Source organism: Dehalobacter sp. DCM (genome assembly GCF_024972775.1).
In the GTDB taxonomy this organism is placed as follows: Bacteria; Bacillota; Desulfitobacteriia; order Desulfitobacteriales; family Syntrophobotulaceae; genus Dehalobacter.
The window spans coordinates 806,454-827,464 of record NZ_CP092282.1 but is presented as its reverse complement, the minus strand read 5'-3'; the positions used below and the strand labels follow the sequence as shown (position 1 = coordinate 827,464).

Genomic DNA, 21,011 nt, shown 5'->3' with positions numbered 1-21,011 from the left:
TCCTTTCTGTTTATTTGATCATCGTTCCGATCCCGCCGTCGGTAAACAGCTCGAGCAGTATCGCGTGGGGCTGTCGCCCGTCCAGAACATGAACTGTGCCGGCTCCTTGTTCCAAAGCGTCTACAGCACATTCAACTTTTGGTATCATACCGCCTTTGAATATCCCGGCAGCCATCATCGCCGGGACTTCACGCCGCTCGATCACCGAAATCAGTGAATCCGGGTCGTTGATGTCCCGCATGATCCCTTTGACATCCGTGAGCAGAAGGAATTTATCCGCTTTTAACGCCCCGGCAATAGTTCCGGCCGCCGTATCGGCGTTCACATTGTAGCTTTCTCCGTCATCACCGCCGGCCAATGGCGAAATAACGGGAATATATCCCTGATCGAGCAGGCTGGTGATGATCCCGGGGGTGACTTTTTTTATTTCACCGACATAGCCAAGATCGATTTCCTCCACCTGTCCGTCTTCGTTCTCTAATTGCATCGGTTTTTTCTCCGCCACCAGCAGTTTGGCATCCTGTCCGTTCAAGCCAACGGCTTTGCCGCCGAAACCATTCAACAAGGACACAATCTCTGTATTCAGTTTACCGACAAGGACCATAGCGGCGATTTCCATCGTCTCCTTATCCGTAACACGCAAGCCTTGGATGAAGGTGCTTTCTTTACCGACACGTTTCAGCATGGCATTAATTTCCGGTCCGCCGCCATGGACAATAACCGGTCGGATGCCCACCGAGTGCAAAAGCAAGATATCCAACATTACCTTTTCTTTTAATTCTTTATCGATCATGGCATGGCCGCCGTATTTGATCACAACCGTGCTTCCTGTAAATTTCTGAATATAGGGCAGCGCCTCGATCAAAACAGTCGCTTTATCCAAGTTATTCATGTTGACAATGGCTTTTTCCACCGCCGATCACTCCTCGCTCACACGAACTATTTGCTTACGTTAATCGTTTGTTAACTTCTTGTTAACTTCTTTAGATGAATCTGTATGTGTACAGGTTAATTCCGGAAATGTTACCCTGATATCGGATCAGGTTCGGTAGTCTGCATTAATATCAATATACTTATGAGTAAGGTCACAACCCCAGGCAACAGCGCTGTAATCCCCGTCGCCAAGAACGACTTCGACCACAATGTCCGCTTTCTTTAACAGTGCGGCAGCGTCATTTTCCGAAAAAGCCAGACCCTGGCCATGGGCTGCTACTTGAAGTCCGTTTAAATAGATATCCGCTTGCTTGGGATCAAACGTCGCGCCGGAATAACCCGCGGCGGCGAGAATCCTGCCCCAATTGGCATCTTCACCATACATGGCCGATTTAACCAAATTCGACCCGCATATACTGCGAGCAATTTGCCTTGCCGCGTCCAGTGAAGCGGCTCCGGTCACTTTCGCTTCAATAAATTTGCTGGCACCCTCGCCATCCCGGGCGATGGCTTGGGCCATCAAACAACAGGCGTGACGCACCATTGCCGAGAAATTCTCCCAATCGGTACCTTCCGGCTGAATCCCGGACATTCCGTTGGCTAACATGACGACCATATCATTGGTGCTGGTATCGCCATCCACGGTGACCATATTGAAGCTTTCATCCGTGGCCTCTTTGAGCAACGATTTCAATGCAGACGCCTCAACCTTGGCATCCGTGGTAATAAAACCAAGCATGGTGCCCATATTGGGATGGATCATCCCGGATCCCTTGGCGATGATCCCCAGCTTAATGCTGCCCTTGGCACATTCGAGCTCAAACGCCATCTCCTTAACCATGGTATCGGTGGTCATAATAGCCAACGCGGCATGATGGGCTGCTTCCATTTTCGCACCGGTATCGTTGCTCCCTTTTAGTGAAGCAATCTTTTCTGCGGCTAAATGAATACCCGGGACGACCTTCTCCAGGGGAAGCGGCTGTCCAATGACGCCGGTTGAGGATACCACAATATCCTCGGGGGAAAGCCCCAGTTCCTGCGCTGTCTTTTTTACCATTTCCATGGCGGCTTGATCGCCGATCTCACCCATGCAGGCATTGGCATTCCCACTGTTGACAACAACCGCTTGGGCCTTCCCCTTCTGCAGGTGGTTTTCAGTCAATACCAACGGATGGGCTTTTACCACATTCCGGGTATATACACCGGATGCGCTGGCCGGTACATCGGACACGATCAGCGCAAGGTCATATTTATCCTTATATTTTATTTCGGCTTGAACACCGCAGGCAAAAAAACCAAGCGGTGCGGAAATTCCGCCATCAATCTGCTTCCACATAACACTTCCTCCTTTTGCGGTCTTTATTGATTTGATAGGACATTATTTTTCTGACTGGTACAACGTTCTTTAAATAAGTTAGCAAATATTCGTATATGGGGCTGGGCCGCGTACACAATACCACTTTCGGCTCTTGTGCCCTCCATGGCACAAAGAGCCGCGCTTCGCAATCCGTGCTCCGCTTGACGTCGGTATTGTGCACGCGTCCTTACTCTGGAGCAATTTGAGTAAGTAATTCAAGAATGGTCAGACTCCTAGTACAACGTTCGCTAAATCAATAAGCAAGTCTGTAAAAATAAGCGTCTGGGGTTGGACTGGTTGCCACAATTTCGCTTTCAGCAGTAAAAAGGCCAGATAAGGCCTTTTTTGCGCCCTCCATGGATCGTTGCTCTTCGCTATCCGTGCTTTGCTTGACGCCGGACTTGTTGCAGCACCCAGACTGATTTGGGGTATTAAAAAATGTAACAGGGAAGTGTACAAAGAGTTAGAGAAGGTTGTACTAGAAAGGAGACAAAAACCTACGTCCCTTTTGTCCCCCGCCCCTTTTGTCACCTACGGCCAGAGGGCGGTGTGTTGGAGGCCGGTGGTTTCGGGGAGCCCGAACAGGATGTTCATATTCTGAATGGCTTGGCCGGATGCTCCTTTAACGAGATTATCGATGGCCGAGACAAGGACAACGCGGTTGGTGCGCGGATCATATCGAAGCTGCAGATAGGCGTGGTTGCTGCCGTAGGCGTATTTTGTCTGAGGCCATTCACCTTCCGGCATCACATGGATAAACGGTTCATTGTCGTACATCAAATGCCAGCAGTTCTTCAGATCCTCTTCACTGACGCCGCTCGTGATGGCGGCATAAATCGTTGTCAGTATCCCGCGTGTCATCGGTACGAGGTGAGGCGTAAAGTTAATAACCACCGGTGAATTTACCGCATCACTTAATTGCTGTTCGATTTCCGGTGTGTGTCGGTGAACGCCAACCCCATACGCTTTAAAATTTTCGTTCACTTCAGAATAATGCAGGTTTTGGACGATCCCGCGTCCAGCCCCTGAGACGCCTGATTTCGCGTCAATAATGATGCCGTTCATTTCAATCAGCCCTGCGCGAAGCAGCGGTACGAGTGCTAACTGGGATGCTGTCGGATAACAGCCCGGATTGGCTATCAGGGTTTTGCCGGTGATTTGTTCTCGGTAAAGTTCAGGCAGCCCGTAGACAGCCTCCTTCAAGAGCGTAGGGTCCGCGTGAGCTACCCTGTACCAACTCTCATAGGTCGCAACGTCTTTTAGCCGAAAATCGGCGCCAAGGTCGATAATCTTAATACCTCGCTGCAGCAGCTCCCTTGCCCTGGCCGATGCAATGCCATGCGGCAAGGCCATGAAGACGACATCGACATCAGGTACGTCTTCTGTCTCCAGTACGGTATCCACACTATCCTGAAAATGGGGGCATATATCTGAAATACGTTTACCTGCTGAGCTCGAGGAGCCAAGGTAAGTTACCTTGACCTCGGGGTGATTATTCAATAATCGAAGCAGTTCCTGTCCTGTATAGCCGGTTACGCCAAGAATGCCAATCGTGATCATAATTATTCCCTCCAAACACCGATGGCGGCAGAATGATTGTTTTTATAATTATACATACAAACGCATAATTATTCAATATCTGTTTTGAATAATTACCCATTTTTTAATCCTGCAATAGGTTCAAATACTGTGAAAGTCTTTCTTTTACATACTCTCCGACCATATTCACCATCGGCGACGCATCATTGTCCAGATAATAACTGTCAAAACAGGCGTAATATTTTCTCCTGTCGGAAAATTTCACATCAATGGGCGGGTAGCCCGCCTGCATGAGCATGAGGTTCAATATCAACCGACCGGTACGCCCGTTTCCGTCTATAAACGGATGGATTCCCTCAAAATTCAAATGAAACAGCGCTGCCTTTTCTATGACATGCCGGTTATGGTTGGCTAACTCCGCAATTAACCGCTCCATTTGAACAGGAATAAGATAAGGTTGCATAGGTTCATGGTGTGCACCCATGATCTTTACTGGAATTCTCCTATATACACCCTTGTCTTCCGGTCTGTCAATCAAAACAAGCGCGTGAATTTCACGTATAATCCGTTCCGAAACAAGAACCTTTTCACTGACAAGAGAAACGACATAAAGGAATGCATCGCGATGTCCCACCGCCTCCAAATGATCTTTGAGCGGTTTTTGGTCAATTGTCACGCCCTCCAAGGCAAGTGCCGTTTCCTGAAGTGTCAGCGTGTTACCCTCAATCGCGTTTGAGTTGTACGTGAATTCCACGAGGAATTCGTCCTGCAAACGCTTTAATTCCCCGCTTGTCAGCGGACGCCGACGGTCAAGCTCCGCCTTCATCCCATCGACAGACGCAAAGAGTGCCGCATATTGTTCCGGAATCTCCTTGCCACGGAGACTGCGTCCGTCAATTGGCTTTAGTGTATCTGCCGGAATAAGATAAGAACGTCCTTTTCTGATTACACCGTGTATCCGCCCCTCCTCACAAAGCACGCGAACACGCCGATCGGATATGCCCCAGCGCTCCGAAGCCTGTTTTACCGTTAAGTATTCCATATCTTCACCTCCTGAGTCTTTTTTAGTATACCGCATCATCGGAATAATACCAACAATATTATTGCCTTCTTCAATCTTATTATTCCTATAAATTAAGAGCTGATAAATAGTCAATTTGTCTCCATCCATTGTCACTATTGTCAGGCTTATCCCATATTATGTCACGAAAGAACAGGAAAGTGCGGGATACTATGAGTGATTTGCTGACAAAACGCCTCAAAGGAAGCCAAAGCGCTGCTGCCGCATTTATTCTCAAAGAACGGCAGATAGGATGATGCAAATCTTCGATGAATGTGAGGCTAAACTGCAAGTCTCATCCGAAGGTCAGGAAATATCAGATTCGTCACCAGTGACGAATCTGACCTACACCAACACCCAAGCACTCATTATTCTCGGGCTCCCGGAAGAGGAACGGGATGAGTTTATCGCTGAGAATGACGCAGGCAACATGAGTAAGCAGCAGCTGCAGCAGGCAGTATCTATGAGAAACCAGGATCTTGCCGATAATGATGACCTGCAGAAAGTCTGTGCTGAGCAAAAAGATAAAATCACTAAATTATCCGATGAGCGCGATCGGGCAAAAAAAGAAGCCATTGAAAACCTGCAAGCGGTATGGGCCGAGCAGGGAAATGTTTTGTAGCTGAAGCGGAAGCTTGACATCCTGAAAAATGAAAATGCAGAAGCCAAGCACATTGCCCAGATAGAGCAAGAAAACAGCCTTTTAAAGCTTAACCTCTCCATGACCCAGGCAGATGCCCGCTTTGAGCTGATAGCCAAAGGATTCGATGATCTTTTTATCGCCATCAAAGAAATGGCCGCAGCGGACCCGGATACATGTAAATTATATATAGCACATGCCAATAAGCTAATGACTAAGACGATGAACAAGTTAAAGAGAATAGAGAAAGCGTCCCGAACAGCTCCGAAAGTACAGGAAAATATTGATCAAGATGAAAATGATGTAAAAGATTAATGCCTTTACTCATTCCGCTCTGGACTAACCATATCATCTTCCCGCACTAACCGAATAATTTTTGGTTCCGAGCTTTCTATGTACATTTGCTCTGTTTGCTGCTGAATTTCCTGTAGTTGCTCAATGATACCAGTTACTTTATTGAACAGTTCCGTGTACATCTTTTTATAATCCACCAATTTATATCACCTTAATAATCGAAGTATTTCCCAGCATCTGCGAAGCAAAGTCTAAAATATATCCCGCTAGATACCACTTGGTATCTATTTTACTTTTTCTTCCTGCTAAAATCAATAAAAAATGGATACTATATAGTATCGTAGCTGGAGGAACGCATGATGCAAAAATTATTACAAGATCTGCATATTGGGGCAAATATTCAACGTTTAAGAAAAAGCCTCAACTATTCCCAAACGGATATGGTAACCAAGCTTCAATTATTAGGCCGTTCCATGTCAAGGGCAAATTATGCCCATATTGAGCAAGGAGTCAGGAACATCTATGTCAGCGATCTGATTTTATTTAAGGAGATTTTTGATGTTGATTATGAAGAGTTTTTTAAGGGATTAACCCCAGAAAGGGTTAGCAAAGAATCCTAAAACCTCTAAAGTTATAACCTTATTAATATTTATCTATCGGGATATCCTTTATTATTATCTAGGGATAATAATTTCTATCACATCTCTTACCTGCTGAAAAGAAACCCGCTCCTGCTCTAGCCGGACACCCCTGCCCCATGAATTCCCTTGAAGCAAGCAAAGAAGCTTATACTCATCAGCCGTTAACCGAGTTAGTTGGCCGAAAAAAGGTTTTTCTTCCACACTCCATAAATGATGATGATTAAGCAGAATCCTTTCGTCCATAAGCATGGATCGAGTTTGCGGTAAAAAACTTCGAACTTGATCCAACATGGAAAACCCGTGGGTATCAATATCGCCCCAATAATAGATTTCCTTCTCTTTTAACCAGGGAACAGCCTTTAGTACATCCACACCGTAACCTAACCCGAAAATTACCATACTGCTCCTGACATCCGGAAAGCACAATCCATTGATTTCATTTTCGGTAATAAAAACTCTGGATACCGGCGGGTTCAATAGCGCTAATTGTTCAACCGGGATTATCATATCTGAAAGACCAAAAATATACTGTTCTTGATCCAACATACGCAATCTGACCGTTACTGGCTTAACCCGTAATCCATAACGCTGTTCAAAAGAAGGGACATTCTTCTCAATCACATCTTCTGGTAGAATGATATTTAATAGTTCCGTTATAATTCCTTTTCGCTGTTCAATAAACTTAGTATCTATCCCCGGAATATCTAGCTGCCGCATATATAAGCCGCATCGGGGATGATCATAGAACCATGTCAGCACTGCCAGAATTCCGCTCCATTCATTACCTACATCAAGCACTTTATGAGGATATTTACCAATCCATTCATCTAAATTTGGCCACGATGATTGAATCACTCGGGAAAGTTCCACAAACCTATTCGCTTCGTATTCTTTTTTAATCAACCGCAAGGCATCCTGCACTGTCGGAATAATAGCATGTGTAGGCATTTGGTTGCGCCCGGCTTGCCGTAGAACCATTTCTTTTTCGATTAATTCATATCCAAAACCAATTTTCTCTTTGCAATGATCTTTTAGTAATTTGATCCATCTGGAGATTTCTGCGAAATTCTCGTTAACCTCATTTCGCAGTGGTTTTTTCAGAGATATCTGAAGCGGAAATAAATCATCTTGTTCGAATATTGAGCGCAGAATACGTCCTGATTCCCATTTTTTGTTTAATTCCTCCCGAATCCACTTTGGATCAGACCACTTGGTTGACATAATGCGCTGCCTCCCGGACTTTTCGTTCACGCTCATATTCCTCAATTGAGATATTGCGAAGCATGGATTGATGCTTCACATCATCATGATGCACAAAGCCGACATGGGCAATGAATTGCGCGATCGTGGGTATCTTGAGTAACGGTGTCACGATCAGGAGCTGAAGATCGAGCTTTCGAAACAGTTCCAGCCCAAAACGTGCCGATTCATCCGAACTTTTCAAAAAGGCTTCATCGATCACAACAAAGCGGAAGGATTGCGGCCTGCTATCCTGCCCTTCCAGACCAAAATGGTAAACCAAGCTTGCCGCTAATATGGTATAGGCCAGTTTTTCCTTTTGTCCCCCAGATTTGCCGCCGGAATCGGTATAATGCTCATATTCTTCATCGGTCTCGCGCCATCTTTCCGAAGCGGCAAATAAGAACCAATTGCGCACATCAATTACTTTTTTAGTCCAGCGCGCATCGCTGTCAGTCTCTCCGGGTCTGCCTCGGAAACGCTCGATTATGGTCTTGACCTGTAAAAACTTGGCTTCAGCGTATTGTTCATCTTCTGAGCCAGTCAAAGCGCCTTCGGTGCAGGCTTTAAGCTGTACTCGAAAATCCTTAATATCGGAATCATAGGTTTCATCATATTCCAACCGGATATACCGTCCCTCATTATAGTCAATAGTGCTGAGAGATCCATTGATCTGTTCGATCCGGTTCTTAATGGTATCTTGTTCTTGTTTTAATTTTGCTTGAAATAGAGCAATCTGATTAATGGTGTTTTCATGCAGTAACTGTTTAAAGCGCAATTCAAATTTCGGCAATCCGTCTTTTTCAAGCTGTGCCAACATACGTTCATATTCTGGGAGAGTCTCGATATCGGAAACGACCTCTTTGGTTTCTTCAGGATAGCTGTTATTGTACTCCGACATCGATCTAATGATCCTACCCTTTAGCCGGTCAATCTCTTTGTCAAGTGTTTCGCGCTCTCGATCAATCCAATCAGAATAGTTTCGTTCCAGCGTTTTCGCATTTTCCGATGTCAGTTTACTATTCTGTAAAGCCGTTGCTGCGTGCTTCTTCAAAAACGGATATTCCTGTTCGCGCATACCTGGTGAAGCTTCACTGGCGATATGTACATTGCGTTCTTTCTCCTGAATTATCTCCTTAAGCTTATTTTCCAACGTTATCTCGTTTTTTCGAGCATCGTCGAAAATTGCTTCCTGGTCGGACTTTTGCTTCTTTAGATCTTTCAACTGCCTTTGAAGCCCTTGGAGTATATCACTTTCCTGCTCTAGTTCCGACTTTCTTTTCTCTTTATCTGCGATCTCCTTCTCGATTGGTCCACTATCAATGTCTGAAAAGTTCGTAATACTGTCCAAGTCATTGATGGCATTCAACCGCGTCTGCCCGGCGTTCTGGCGCTCATGAATATCGTTTGCTTCCGCCCCGTAGAATTGAACCTCTTCTATTAAATTCCGTTCCATTTCTTCCAGGGCAGCAATTTTTTTCTGATTCGAAAATCCTAAGATATAACGCTTGCGATCATTGATGTTGTGCCGGTCATCTTTTTCATGGCGGCTCCCATTGGCTTTTATCTGGCCCGCCTTGGTAATTGCTTGCTGTTCACGGCGGAATTGGTCCATATCCTCGCAGCAGATATGCGCAAAGCGTTGCTGTAGTTCTCTGGTCAGCCAAATGCCAAATGGCGAATCCGTTTTTATATTGAGTTTTTCCGAAACTGCCAAAGGATTGCGATGCCCGGAAAAAGGCTGGACCTTCTCAAATTGAACCCGATAATAAACCAACCGCATTCCCAGAGATGTTCGGTCCACCCACTGCAGGACAGAGGGATAATGCTCTTCCGGAACCAACATGGATAGACCAAAGTTGTGCATCAATCTTTCAATTGCGCCTTCCCAGCTCCCTTCTTCCGCTCTAACTTCGAGCAGTTCACCCACAAATGGCAGTTCCTCTTCGGCAATATGTAGACTTTCGCAGAGCTGTTTCCGTTTCTCAATAAATTCCCGGGGTACACTGGATTTTCGGGAACGCAGCGACTCAAGTTCTGCCGTCACTTTTTTCAATTCCCGATCTGCTTCATTCTTTTCTGTTAGAGCCGTCTCGAGGTCTTCCTTTAACGTCCCCCGTAGTTTTTCTTCGGCAGACTTTAATTCCGGCAGTTTTTGACGGTTATTCACGAAGATCTCCAAAGATGTGGGTAAAGGCAGTTTCAATACCTGAGCCAGCTTCGTATAATTTTGCAGATCCTTCCGAACACGTTCAAGTGTTTTTTGGCAATTTTCAATTTCTTTTTTTAGCGCTTCAAGTGCACTGCCGCCATTTGAATAAATTTCTTTCTCAATATCACTAATATTTATCTCAATATTGCCCTTGATCACTTCTGCCTGTTCACGTGCTGCCGTGGCCAAAGCCAACTCTCGCTCAAGATTGGTCATCTTTTCAGTCAGTAAGACAACCATCTGCTCGGCAAACCACGGTCCCAGTGCACGGCGTGCGCTGGTTAGCAAATTCTGTTTCTGATTCAGCTGACCGTAAAGGCCGCCCTGTTCAACAATCGGGTTTAACTTCTGAATCTGATTTTTTGCTTTTATCACAGCTTCATGCGCACAGTTCAAATCATGAAAGTGATTAATCAGTTTTTCTACATCCTCATTTGTATTAGGAGCCTCCAGCATATTGGCCCGCACAAAATCTGTCAGCGCCTCAACCTTCTTCATGGAAATCGTCTGTTGGAACAAGTCCAAAGCCTGCTCTTGCTCAATGCCAAATTTCCGGCGAAATGATTCAGCATACCGGGTATAATCCTCAAACACATACACCCTGTCACTATTCTTAAGACGCTTTTTCAGAATCCGGACATCCTTATCAAACTTCGAAAAATCTTTAGCAATTGCCATTTCCTTATCTGCTACGACATAAAAACGAACAGGAAGTTTTTGCGGGTCCTGAAACCAGAAGAATTGCGCTAACGTAACATACTGAGACAAACCTTGATCCTGAAATGTGGCTAAGATGACCGTATAATGATTGGGATCTCGCAAGGAATCGGGTTGACCCGATCCTTCAGCACTTCTTTTCTGTCCGAAATAGCCGCGTACATAAGAAGTGATCGACCGTTCTTTCGCACTGGCATCGGCTGCTTTGTTGTAGGCGACTTTCCTTGGTGATACCAAAAGCGTCGTCAAAGCATCGACCAGCGTCGATTTACCTGAACCAACATCACCGGTTAACAGTGCTGTTTGTCCTTGTGGGGTAAAGCACCAGACTTTCCCATCAAAAGTACCCCAATTGAATACCTCAAGCTTGGATAAACGGAATCCTGGCGTAGCTCCGAATAGCATTCCTGGATCTTGTTCAAGATTAAACAAACTCATGACCGCTACTCCTCTTCCTTGAATTCACCGCCGGCATACCGTTGATACGCACCCAGCCGCTCGTTGAAATTGTTCAGCCACTCAGCATTGACAAAACTACGGAGAATACGTTGCACTTCGAAACTGTCTTCGCTGCCTCGCAAGCGGCGTAAGAAACCCATCTTTTCAACACGCTCCATATGTTTATCTATATCTCCTACAAGTTTCGCTTCGTTCGTTGTGTCCTTCAAGAATAAACTCATTCGTTCGACGATTTGCTGCTTGGTTACAATGAGTCGCTGATCTCCGGTTGTCGAATCAAACTCCAACAATTGTTTCCGCAGCAGAACTAACAGGAGACTAACCGGATAACTCAGCGCGTGACGGGGCACCAAGCGTGGGATCTCCTCTTCACCTTCTCCATATGATCGCTGCTTCAAATACCCGTAACCGTCCATCTCGTCTACAATCAGTGTCAACCCGATCTTGCTCACATAATCTTCTATTCTGTTTTTTTGATCAGTAATCACTTTCCAGTGTTCCGGCTCCGCTTCTTTAAACACGACATTTTTAAAAAGTGCCACCAAAGTCCGTGAAAACGCGAAATCATCCAATTGACTCATATTGATAATCCTCCAAAAGACAGGCTTTTAAGCGCGTCTAAAAAGTATTTTGGCCATTCTTGCCATCCGCACTCTCCCCTTTTCATCCTTCCAGCATACTTCTTCCAAATCATCAGGATAAAAATCCACTTGTGGACTCTCGCTGGCAATCACCAAATAAGTTACCAGCTCGCTGAGACCTAACTCCAAAGGGTAATGCTCAATGATTTTGGACAGCGTGATCCCGTGCTGAGCCTGCAGCAGATAAGCAATTTGGCTCTTTAACTTTTCCTTATCTACATAAACCTGGGAAAAGAGCGCTTCGGCCGGAACATCCTCCGTTCCAACATCTATCGTATCATCAATAATTACAGGCCGCTGAGGCGGTGTAAAGAGCGGTCTGTCCAGCGGCAATTGAATATCAGGCTTCACCCCGTCAATGTCTATTTCCCATTCTATCGGGGGATTGTTACGGACAGTAACAGCTTTTCCTTCGATCTCCCGTACAATTTGATTGATCCGGCGTTCTTCTTCCAGAAAATTCTCATCCACATAGCGTCTTAATTGCTGAGATAAGGCTGCTACTGTTTCTTGAACATGAGCCCCGGCATTCACCCAGTCATGATGAATATGACGAATATTCCGGCTCGCGCCCATTTCCTGCACCGGTCTTAATTGCACAACTCTTGCCAGTGTTTCCTCAAAGTCATCTTGGTAAGATGGAGACATAAGAAATTTCCAGAATGCTGCAAAGCTTTTTCCTTGCTCCGACTGGGAAATCCCATCTTGTTCTTCAAAGATCGCTTCCAACAATTCCCCTTTCCCTCTGTTCCAAGTAGCAATCTGTTCCCGCATGCCACGATCCAATTCTCTAAAATTCTGTTCAACTTCCCTAAAATCAGCAAGGATCTCCCGCGCTGTTGTCATCGCCTGCCAAAAGCGTTCTTTGATTTGCGTTTCATCCAATAGTTCTACTTGCCCGTTTTTTACCTGGGTAATTTCCTGATCGATTTCAGCTTTTCGCCGCTCAAGTTCCACCAGACGAAGCTTGGGATCCGTCTCGGACCGCTCTACAATTTGGTGAAGGAGTTCAAAAACAGTAATCAGCCGTGATTCCGTGCCGATAAAGGTTTGCTGCCTTAGATTCAGCAGCCATTCAATTGCTTTCTGAGCCAGTGAGGTTACATCAAAATGGGGCTCGTCCTGTCCTGAAGGATAGAATTTGCGCAGCCATCCATGATGATCATTTGCCCATTCATCCAGGTACTCCCGTCCTGAGCGTGGAAACAGGTTATCGCTCCGACCCTGATTCAACTGGTCAATAAAACTTTCCAGTCGGCCAATTAGCTCTTGCTCAGCGATTTGACGCCGGTTTTCCGCAATAAACTCTTTATATAGGAAGGCAGCAATCAGGGGAGCCTGCGGTGAAGCCAATAAGCGCCAGGCCGGATTCTTCTTGCGCAACAACTCCAGGAATTCAAAAGACATATGTTCTGAAAACTCATTTTTTCGCTGTGCCATTTTACATCCTTCAATTCTTGAAACAAATAAATACTAAATCAAATGTAATTTCGACATATTCCATCTTATTCCTTTACAGAATTTGTAATGATTCACTAATTACCATCTATTAATTTAATGATTTTTAATGGCAAGGTATAATGTATGAGTTTCTTAACTGAAACAAAACCTCCCGAATATTTTTTTCAGGAGGTATTACATAATATAATATTAAATTGCTTCATCTGCTATAAAACAATTCGTCCATGAGCGCCGCAGCCCATACTTGCTGTTTATAAATGCGCTCAAAGCCAAAGTGTTTAAGAAAAGTTTGCATCTGAGATAATGCCTTTTTGTATTCCGAAGTTCCTTTGATGTAAGATTCATCTTTCCTTAGTTCTCTTACCATATCATTAATTGGTTCAGGAATAATAGTAATGAGCGATTCTTTTCGTTTGGATAAGACATCAACTAGTACAGGAAATATATAATATCCAAATTTTTCCCCCTAAATTCTGGTTTAAGATAAAATCTATCAATATTTAAGATTCCAGAAGAATACTCGTATAATTCCTTCCATTTCTTCGAATGTTTAATAGCTCCGATAGCTAAGCAAAGATCACCATCAATTGAATCGGCTGAATCAAGCATATCAAGAAAATTTCCATCTGGGTCACAATGATAAAAGTAATGACTACGGAAATCTCCGATAACTTCTGAATCTTTCGTTTTATATTCTTCATCATGATGCTCTAGCACAATCTTCCCACATAGATTATCAACATAATAGTCATAACTTTGATCATGATCCCATCATATAGGGTCTTCCCGCGAAGAGAGTTAAGATATACTCTCCTGCTTTAGCCGTACTGTCAAGGTTGGGTCCGCTTCCCCAGCAATCCTTGAAATAAATTCGGGCCAAAGATGGCATTAATGACAGCAAAACAGCTGAGTTTTCTCCCAAACCCGGCGTAGTGGTTAATTCATTAGGATCAGCATCAAAGACTTTGGACAAAGAGCCATACTTCTCGATTAAAACATGTGCAAGTTCATTGGTGTCTTTGCACGGAATGGCATAGAATAGCAACAGCTCTAAAATTTGATGATCTTCAAAGCTATCGAGGCCTTCTTCAAGAAAGCGTCTTTTCAGGCGGATTCGGCGTCCTTCGTGCATAGGAGTACCCTCGAATCATAAAACTATCTCATCATAATTGTAGTATCAATAGAATTTAAAGAGCTAACAAGAGTGTCTAGTATTTATATTCTAAAATTACAATCTATCTTTAATTTTATTATGCTCGATTATATATTTGTTCAACTTGTTTAAATCCAGCTGCCAAATAGCTATAGCATGACTGAAATCTTTTTGTTTTATCCTACTTTTCTGTTCGATAAACCATTTCAGGTATTGGCATACCCGTTGATAACCAAGCTTAGGTAAAGCACGATGAACCAGAACATCCCATCGTTCTGAGCTAGATAAAGATGTTCTATAGCCTAATTTCTTAAGGTCAGATTCTTCATTCCATTTATCAGTATAGCATCCATCCACAGTGTTTTCTTGACTTGGATCTTGTTTTGGGAATACAAGATCAAGGCTATCCAGTTCATACATATCAAATAACGTTTGGCTCTCATCTTTTTGATTTTCTTGCTGGGGAAGGTTTATTTCAGTTAAAAACTTGAATTTGAGCTTTTCGAGCATCTGATCATAGACTTTTTTTCTTAAAGACTTTTCAATAACCGGTGGTTCATCTCTAAGACTTTGAATGGTATCAAGAGCCTGTTGGATATTCATTTGCCGATTGACTGCTTTCTGGTAAGCCATATAGGCTTTCAGTTCAGATAAGTGATTATCAGCAGTAGTCTCATTTAATTCCGGGAAAAATTCAAGCACTTGTTGATCAAGTTGATAGCAGAATCCAATATATAGAAATTCCAATTGTGTTTTGCTATCCGTTTCCGCCTCGGGAACCATGTAGGTGAGGATTCTTTTCAACCACATCTTAGCTTCATCATTTAAGGTTAGATCGATATATACTTTTAACAACGTAAGCGGTTCCTTGATCGTAAATGAAAAATCCTCGATTCGAAAGATCAGATCTTCAAGGATACCCATTGAATGCTGGACAAATCCGTTTTCTTTGAGCAGGCTCGTCCAATTCTTTATGTGAAGTGAATTAAGGAAATAATAAATACCCGATGGAGAATAATATTGTTTCTTATACTGCATATCCAGATAATCTCTTATTATATCTAGCAACACTGGAACTTCAGCTGGTTTTAGTTTATCCAAGCAGGAATCACAGATATAATAGATGATCTCGTCAATGGTTTCACAATCACCAAACTCCAATAAGCCCTTGATAGCCGCTGAAAGGTCCTCAAAAGATAATCTGGAAAAATCCACTTCATTAAAATACCAACGTATAATGTGACGAGGATAACTAAAAATATCTTGAGGCTGGTAAATAATGATCAACTGACTATCCGAAGTCGATAAATCGGCTATTTGTCGCTGCCTGTCTAACTCAAAATCCTGACTGGCAATAATATTTTTTAGTTCTTTATTCTCTTGCAAGGCCTGTGCTAATTGATTGGAGAGATTTTCAATATCTGCATCCTTTTTTAGATTGGTTTCTTCATTTTCCTTCACCTTTGCAAGCAGATGTTCAGTAAAATCAACAAGTTGCGTCTTTATATTATTAGAAAATCGTTCTACCGATTCTTTCATTATGATTTACCTCCGAGTAAATACCAAGCTGGACGATTCTTGGTCGTTCTGCCGCCTTCCGGCTTTAACCGAAACAGATATTCGAACGTCTTTAATTTCTCAATTAATGGGGATAAATCTTGGTTACCGATTATCCAGACTGTTCCGCCTTTATGACGATTATCAATAAATTCTAAGTTGTGTTGTTGAAGAAAAGAAATTAGCTCAAACGGTGTGGATACAGTTTGAGGTATTTCAGGCTTCACCTCTTCTATAGCTTCAATTTTCTTTTCTTCTATTATAGGCAGCTTTTCTTCTAAGGCTAAATCTTCTTCCTTTTGCTGTCCTAATATAGGTTCAGTTTTTTCAACGGTTACCAATTCTATCAAACAAGAGTCAGGCTTATATTCGTAAGTATCAGACGTTTCTGATGGTTTAGCTATCTGCACCGCTTCATTAGTTGACTCAGGTTCTCTTTCATCAATTTCTCCTCCGTTCCAAATGCTACGAATTTCGGCGGCTCGCCGGATAACACGATCCTTTAATTCGTTATCGTTTTCTTTAACATCATTTTGTTCATCGTCTGTCTGAGTATTTTCCGGAAAAAGCTCAAAGTAAGCTAATTTATCGTAGACGTACTGCATTACCATTTCAGGATCTCTGAAGAATTCACTTCCTCTAATCCGAATGAAGCGCCAACCAAGTCTTTCTAAGATTGCCTGCCGTGACATATCTTCAGCTAGGTTATCCGGCGTATGCCATTTATCACCATCACATTCCAACGCGATACGCTTACCTTTATTTTCTACCACCATATCAAGCCTGTAACTGCCCACTTTCCATTGCGGATGAACTGTATAACCTTTTTGCCGCAACCGGAAAAGTACAAGCTTTTCAAATTCGGATTCAGTCTCTTTCCCTGCAGTATCCAGCAGGCGAAGAATTGCTTGCGGGTCTTTCGCATGCTTAATCAATTCCCCACGAATATCCCCCGGTTTAAGATCCCGTTCCGGATCCATGGAATAGACCACCCACATCTGATCTCTAGCTCGGCTGGCGGCAACATTGTATCGTTTCTTATACATATCATTGGCACCTTCAGCCCGCTTACTGAGCGGTCCTTCTTCCATAGCCGTATCAACCAGAGAAAGGAAGATAATATCCCTCTCATCTCCCTGAAATTGGGCAGCATTCCCGCATTGAATTCGCCTTCTTTTATAATCCGCAGCCGAAAGCTGGTCTTGCAGGAAGCGGTCAATGATAACCGCTTGTTCCTCTCCCACTAAAGAGATAACTCCGATCGTTGCGTTCTGATATTCTGGTTGTTCAGTACAAGCAACAACTAAAGATGCAATTTCCTCTGCTTCTTTTTCATTTACTTTCCTCTGGCTAAAGGCGTCCTTGACACGGTAAGCAATCGTCGGCGGATGAACCATTGACGTACTATCGTCTCTTAAAGGCTTTATTTTTTTACCTTCGTAAGAAAGGTAATTACTGAATTGAATAATGGGAGCCACACATCGGAAATGCTCGCGGAGGCAAAGGGGCTGGAAGACAGTACTTGCTAAATCATATATGGAAAAAAGCCCATCATATAGTTTGGCATTGGGGATTCCTTTTAAATTTTCTTCAATTAGCTTATCGGTTTCTTCTTGTTTTTGTCCAACAGCCGAAGGGCTTACTTGTTCATTATCCCCGACAACAATAACCTGCTTGCCCATATAAAGCACAGATAAAGCTAAGACATCAGCTTGACTGGCTTCGTCAATAATGACAACATCAAAAGAATTTGTCCTTGGATTAAAATTTTCTACAACTCGGCTCAAGGGCATAATCCAAACAGGAACAGCACTTTGACAAGCCGGCATTAGCCTTCGAGCTTCCGCCATTAACTCTGGAACCCGTTTGCCGGTTCCTTTACCTATTCGTTGCATCAGAAGTCTCCAGCCGTTAAGTGCCTGTCTTTGGGTTATTGTTGTTCTGCGGACCTGCTTGGCCCACGCCTTCTTATCAACAAGCACTGCTGTTTTCTCCCGCAAACGTTTGGCAAGTTCTACAATTTGCCCTTGGAGCTCTTCCATCGATTTTTTGGAACGATCAGCTAACTCATCTTCTAATTGCCGCCATTGCCAAGCTTCACCTGGATCTCCAGGCAGTAATCCTGCGCCATGACCCTCGAACCGTTGTGTGATGGCTGAAGCCCAAGCCGGGGCGTCTTTTTCCAGTTTGGCCAAAAGTTCCCTTCTTACCTTTAGGTCAGAAGCACGGTTTTCTATGTCGACAAGCCGCTGAAAAGACTGTCGGTAAAGAAGCGGTTCTAAAGTTTGAATTGCTTCTAAAAGTCGTTGAGAGATATGAGAGGATGTACTGCTTTCTTTCTCCAGCCTTATCCTTAATTCATGGAGCTGTGTTTCGATTTGTTTTAGCTGCAGGCGCCGGATTTGTGTACTCATTATTTGGATTAAATCCTCAGCTGCAGCATTTCTTAACCGCAACAGCTCCCCGTGTTTCCCAAGCTGAACTTCGGATTGATTATAGAAAGCAGTCCAGAAAAAACTTAAATGCTCCATTTTTTCGATTAAAGTAAGCCAGCTTTTTGTATGCCAATTAATTGATTCCTGAATATGGGAAAGGTATTGATGGCAAGAATACTCTGGTTCAAAACCTAATTCCTGTAGGCTAGGTCCTTGCACTACAGTAACTTGTCTTTCCCAACGTTCCATTAATTTCTTCCGACTAATCTTTAAGTCATGGTACTTTTGGAGAGCTTCAAAATGGTCGATGATGCTCGGCGGTTTGTCATTGATCTTAACCTGATTAATAAAAGTTTTCCAATGCGCTTTGGTTAGCAGTTTAAAGAAATTCAGTGATCCTCCCTCTTTTAGATGATCAATTATTTCTTTAATCGTGGTTTGCATCTCTTCAGTGATTGAATCTTCAGGAATATATGGATTAAATTCAAGGATAAGTTCTTTAGCTTGGGACGATTTTCCATAGGTACTCTCAATTTGAGCGCAGAGGTTTTGCCAGGGAATAATATGTTCAGAACCTAACATTCCAGCTTCAATCATACTAAACTGCCATTCCGTAGCTTTTTGCAGAATCTGAACTCCCGTCCGTACTTCTTGGAATAGGGCTTCAAGTTCTTGAACATCCGTATTTCTATTTGTATCCCAATATTCCTTGCCATAACAAAGATCTTCCTGAGAAAGAGCTTTATAGAGATTAACAATTTCCTCAAATTCTTGAGGGGTTAATAGTTTCTTGAAGTCTGGCAGAATCGTATTTAATTCAGCTTCATCCTCTACGGATACAGCCGTATTGGTACGATAAAGCTCAATCAATTCCCGTTCTGACAAGGGCAAAGCTATCCCCAGTTGAACAGGCCCAGGAATCCAACTTAGTTTTTCTTTATTATTTCCTACCCAGCGTGCAGCCTGAGATGGATCGTATTCTTCGCCAGCAATAATGATTTTTCGATACTCATCTGATCGTGCTTGCAGAAGTTTTTCACGTGTATTCCGGAGCTCCTGCAATAATTTAATTCTTTCTTGTTGCAGAGTGGCAGCTTCCTGCTCCAACTGTTCCGGATTACTATTAGTAAGACGTTCCGTTATCGCATCCAATGCGCTTTCCAATTGCTTGCGACTGTCGTCTTTTAAGACACTTAAACAAAGAGGCTGTATGGGTTCAACGATCTTTTCATGGAGAACAGAAAGGGCTTTCGACGTATGGCTGGTTACTAAAATGCTTTTGCCCTGCGCCAAAAGATGACCAATCAAATTGGCAATCGTATGTGTCTTCCCTGTTCCAGGTGGGCCTTGAACAAGTACAGCACTCGAATGATTCAAGCGATCAGCAATCAGTAGTTGCTCGGCGTTAGCCGGTTTGCTTAATAGAATATTTTCATCTTCACCGTTGGGGTCCATGGTTCTTATGGTATCTTCAAAGTCCTGGGGCTTTTCTTCATACTCAATCCCAACAACATTTTTCAAAAATCCGGGGAGTTCTTCATTCTCTGGAATATCTTGAATAATTTCTTCAATGGCTTTGCTAAAACCAAGAGACCGTTTTCTCATAAATACCAGAGGCTCGCGAATTATCCAAGGCGTGTCTGAGGTTTGGGTTCTCTCTTCTTTTTCAAATAATTGTCCATACGGAGATAGCTGCGTAACAACCCGTTTTAAATATTCTTCGGTCTCCTGTGCACCTAAAGGATGGAACTGACTATGTTCCAACTCCTCCTGTAAATGATTTAATGCTATTCCGGTAACCTCAGAGATTGAACGAAAGAGTGCTGTATATATCTCGATCGGCTGCTCTGATTCCAGCAGCGAAAATTCCGGTACAGAAGGGTCAAATTCCAATTTAAGTCCCATTAGTAAGATGGGATGATGAATCTTCCCAGTCGTGTGGTTCCAGCTTAATAACCCATCACCAAGAACTATTTCATACTGTTCGGCTTCTTTTTCCAACCGTGCATATAACTCAAAAAGCCGGTTATAGATACTCATAGCTTTCCGGGCCGAAATTTCTTTTTCCACCCATATTTCTCTTCTTTTATACCATTCTTCAAATGAAGGCTCTTTTAAGTACGTATGAAGTACCTTCGTATCGGTAAGCTCTTCCTCTTCCTCTTCGCCTGTTAGCGCAATACTCTCTAAATGAAAATGAATAGTCTGGTCAGGCTTCTTCCAAGAATCTTTAAGGATTGAGCTATATTCTTTTGGTGGCAGTGGTGCATCCGTTAAATCTGGCCGCTGGACTTTTAGCACATAACTGTTTGATTGTTCGATACTATTGGAAACCGTATCGGAGTCATTATTTTCAAATTGACCTCTACCTATTGTCTTATAATCTGGAAGATCCTTAAACCATAAACACCACGGTTGAAGATCAATATCCCGGATAACAGGATTTCTTAACTGATTTAACGCCTGTAAATATTTAAAAATCTGAAGTATCCGTGTCTTGGCTAAATTATGCTCAGTTACTTCCATTTTCTGTACCGCCTTGTAAGAAGATTGCTAAATAAACGTTTAGATAAGTTACATTGATATTAATAGAATTTAATTTACTAAATTATACACATTTGTTAATTCTCTCTTATTTTCAAGTTTCCTTTTTAGTTTCCAATAATATTTGAA

16 protein-coding genes are annotated in these 21,011 nt (G+C 43.2%); 3 read left to right on the top strand and 13 right to left on the bottom strand.

Features of this window, described 5'->3' with window-relative positions; translation table 11 throughout:
- Positions 1 to 10: 10 nt before the first annotated feature.
- From argB to LPY66_RS04035, 4 genes are all read right to left on the bottom strand, one after another.
- Positions 11 to 892, bottom strand: coding sequence for an acetylglutamate kinase (argB, locus tag LPY66_RS04050; protein WP_337988018.1), 882 nt, complete (start codon positions 890 to 892; stop codon positions 11 to 13).
- Positions 893 to 1,039: 147 nt separating this feature from the next.
- Positions 1,040 to 2,269 (bottom strand): bifunctional glutamate N-acetyltransferase/amino-acid acetyltransferase ArgJ, encoded by a 1,230-nt coding sequence (argJ, locus tag LPY66_RS04045; RefSeq protein ID WP_337986821.1) that lies wholly within the window; start codon positions 2,267 to 2,269, stop codon positions 1,040 to 1,042.
- 552 nt (positions 2,270 to 2,821) lie between these two features.
- A complete protein-coding gene (gene argC, locus LPY66_RS04040) occupies positions 2,822 to 3,850 on the bottom strand; it encodes an N-acetyl-gamma-glutamyl-phosphate reductase (protein WP_337986820.1) in 1,029 nt (342 codons plus the stop codon).
- A 103-nt stretch (positions 3,851 to 3,953) separates the two neighbouring features.
- Complete coding sequence (locus tag LPY66_RS04035; RefSeq protein ID WP_337986819.1) at positions 3,954 to 4,871, bottom strand: Fic family protein; 918 nt, start codon at positions 4,869 to 4,871, stop codon at positions 3,954 to 3,956.
- Positions 4,872 to 5,142: 271 nt separating this feature from the next.
- Here LPY66_RS04035 and LPY66_RS04030 point away from each other — a divergent pair, with 271 nt between their 5' ends.
- Together LPY66_RS04030 and LPY66_RS04025 are read left to right on the top strand one after the other, a co-directional pair.
- A complete protein-coding gene (locus LPY66_RS04030; RefSeq protein WP_337986818.1) occupies positions 5,143 to 5,511 on the top strand; it encodes a DUF3102 domain-containing protein in 369 nt (122 codons plus the stop codon).
- 99 nt (positions 5,512 to 5,610) lie between these two features.
- Positions 5,611 to 5,844 carry a hypothetical protein gene (locus LPY66_RS04025; RefSeq protein ID WP_337986817.1) on the top strand — a complete coding sequence of 78 codons (234 nt, stop codon included), beginning with the start codon at positions 5,611 to 5,613 and terminating at the stop codon, positions 5,842 to 5,844.
- A 5-nt stretch (positions 5,845 to 5,849) separates the two neighbouring features.
- On the opposite strand, the gene LPY66_RS04020 is transcribed toward LPY66_RS04025, so the two are convergent.
- A complete protein-coding gene (locus tag LPY66_RS04020) occupies positions 5,850 to 6,005 on the bottom strand; it encodes a hypothetical protein (RefSeq protein WP_337988187.1) in 156 nt (51 codons plus the stop codon).
- A 174-nt stretch (positions 6,006 to 6,179) separates the two neighbouring features.
- Here LPY66_RS04020 and LPY66_RS04015 point away from each other — a divergent pair, with 174 nt between their 5' ends.
- Entirely contained in the window at positions 6,180 to 6,443 is a 264-nt protein-coding gene (locus tag LPY66_RS04015; protein WP_337986816.1) for a helix-turn-helix domain-containing protein, read from the top strand.
- Positions 6,444 to 6,497: 54 nt separating this feature from the next.
- Here LPY66_RS04015 and LPY66_RS04010 read toward each other — a convergent pair whose 3' ends face one another.
- From LPY66_RS04010 to LPY66_RS03975, 8 genes are all read right to left on the bottom strand, one after another.
- The gene (locus LPY66_RS04010; protein WP_337986815.1) at positions 6,498 to 7,685 is read right to left on the bottom strand and encodes a Wadjet anti-phage system protein JetD domain-containing protein; all 1,188 of its coding nucleotides are present in this window, start codon (positions 7,683 to 7,685) and stop codon (positions 6,498 to 6,500) included.
- Complete coding sequence (locus LPY66_RS04005; protein ID WP_337986814.1) at positions 7,666 to 11,070, bottom strand: ATP-binding protein; 3,405 nt, start codon at positions 11,068 to 11,070, stop codon at positions 7,666 to 7,668. Before LPY66_RS04005 ends, LPY66_RS04010 begins: the two co-directional genes overlap by 20 nt.
- A 5-nt stretch (positions 11,071 to 11,075) precedes the next feature.
- Entirely contained in the window at positions 11,076 to 11,672 is a 597-nt protein-coding gene (locus LPY66_RS04000; protein WP_337986813.1) for a DUF4194 domain-containing protein, read from the bottom strand.
- A 27-nt stretch (positions 11,673 to 11,699) separates the two neighbouring features.
- Positions 11,700 to 13,172, bottom strand: a complete 1,473-nt coding sequence (locus LPY66_RS03995) for a DUF3375 domain-containing protein (protein ID WP_337986812.1) — start codon at positions 13,170 to 13,172, stop codon at positions 11,700 to 11,702.
- Positions 13,173 to 13,622: 450 nt separating this feature from the next.
- Entirely contained in the window at positions 13,623 to 13,910 is a 288-nt protein-coding gene (locus LPY66_RS03990) for a hypothetical protein (RefSeq protein ID WP_337986811.1), read from the bottom strand.
- A gap of 43 nt (positions 13,911 to 13,953) precedes the next feature.
- Positions 13,954 to 14,325 (bottom strand): hypothetical protein, encoded by a 372-nt coding sequence (locus LPY66_RS03985; RefSeq protein ID WP_337986810.1) that lies wholly within the window; start codon positions 14,323 to 14,325, stop codon positions 13,954 to 13,956.
- Positions 14,326 to 14,421: 96 nt separating this feature from the next.
- Positions 14,422 to 15,885: a hypothetical protein gene (locus LPY66_RS03980; protein ID WP_337986809.1), complete on the bottom strand. Its 1,464-nt coding sequence runs from the start codon at positions 15,883 to 15,885 to the stop codon at positions 14,422 to 14,424.
- Entirely contained in the window at positions 15,885 to 20,864 is a 4,980-nt protein-coding gene (locus LPY66_RS03975) for an AAA domain-containing protein (protein WP_337986808.1), read from the bottom strand. Before LPY66_RS03975 ends, LPY66_RS03980 begins: the two co-directional genes overlap by 1 nt.
- Between the last annotated feature and the right edge of the window lie 147 nt (positions 20,865 to 21,011).

Bases quoted from the DNA above. Each gene is read 5' to 3' on its own strand.
- argB (WP_337988018.1), bottom strand. From the start codon at position 892: ATGAATAACTTGGATAAAGCGACTGTTTTGATCGAGGCGCTGCCCTAT.
- argJ (WP_337986821.1), bottom strand. From the start codon at position 2,269: ATGTGGAAGCAGATTGATGGCGGAATTTCCGCACCGCTTGGTTTTTTT.
- argC (WP_337986820.1), bottom strand. From the start codon at position 3,850: ATGATCACGATTGGCATTCTTGGCGTAACCGGCTATACAGGACAGGAA.
- LPY66_RS04035 (WP_337986819.1), bottom strand. From the start codon at position 4,871: ATGGAATACTTAACGGTAAAACAGGCTTCGGAGCGCTGGGGCATATCC.
- LPY66_RS04030 (WP_337986818.1), top strand. From the start codon at position 5,143: ATGATGCAAATCTTCGATGAATGTGAGGCTAAACTGCAAGTCTCATCC.
- LPY66_RS04025 (WP_337986817.1), top strand. From the start codon at position 5,611: ATGACCCAGGCAGATGCCCGCTTTGAGCTGATAGCCAAAGGATTCGAT.
- LPY66_RS04020 (WP_337988187.1), bottom strand. From the start codon at position 6,005: ATGTACACGGAACTGTTCAATAAAGTAACTGGTATCATTGAGCAACTA.
- LPY66_RS04015 (WP_337986816.1), top strand. From the start codon at position 6,180: ATGATGCAAAAATTATTACAAGATCTGCATATTGGGGCAAATATTCAA.
- LPY66_RS04010 (WP_337986815.1), bottom strand. From the start codon at position 7,685: ATGTCAACCAAGTGGTCTGATCCAAAGTGGATTCGGGAGGAATTAAAC.
- LPY66_RS04005 (WP_337986814.1), bottom strand. From the start codon at position 11,070: ATGAGTTTGTTTAATCTTGAACAAGATCCAGGAATGCTATTCGGAGCT.
- LPY66_RS04000 (WP_337986813.1), bottom strand. From the start codon at position 11,672: ATGAGTCAATTGGATGATTTCGCGTTTTCACGGACTTTGGTGGCACTT.
- LPY66_RS03995 (WP_337986812.1), bottom strand. From the start codon at position 13,172: ATGGCACAGCGAAAAAATGAGTTTTCAGAACATATGTCTTTTGAATTC.
- LPY66_RS03985 (WP_337986810.1), bottom strand. From the start codon at position 14,325: ATGCACGAAGGACGCCGAATCCGCCTGAAAAGACGCTTTCTTGAAGAA.
- LPY66_RS03980 (WP_337986809.1), bottom strand. From the start codon at position 15,885: ATGAAAGAATCGGTAGAACGATTTTCTAATAATATAAAGACGCAACTT.
- LPY66_RS03975 (WP_337986808.1), bottom strand. From the start codon at position 20,864: ATGGAAGTAACTGAGCATAATTTAGCCAAGACACGGATACTTCAGATT.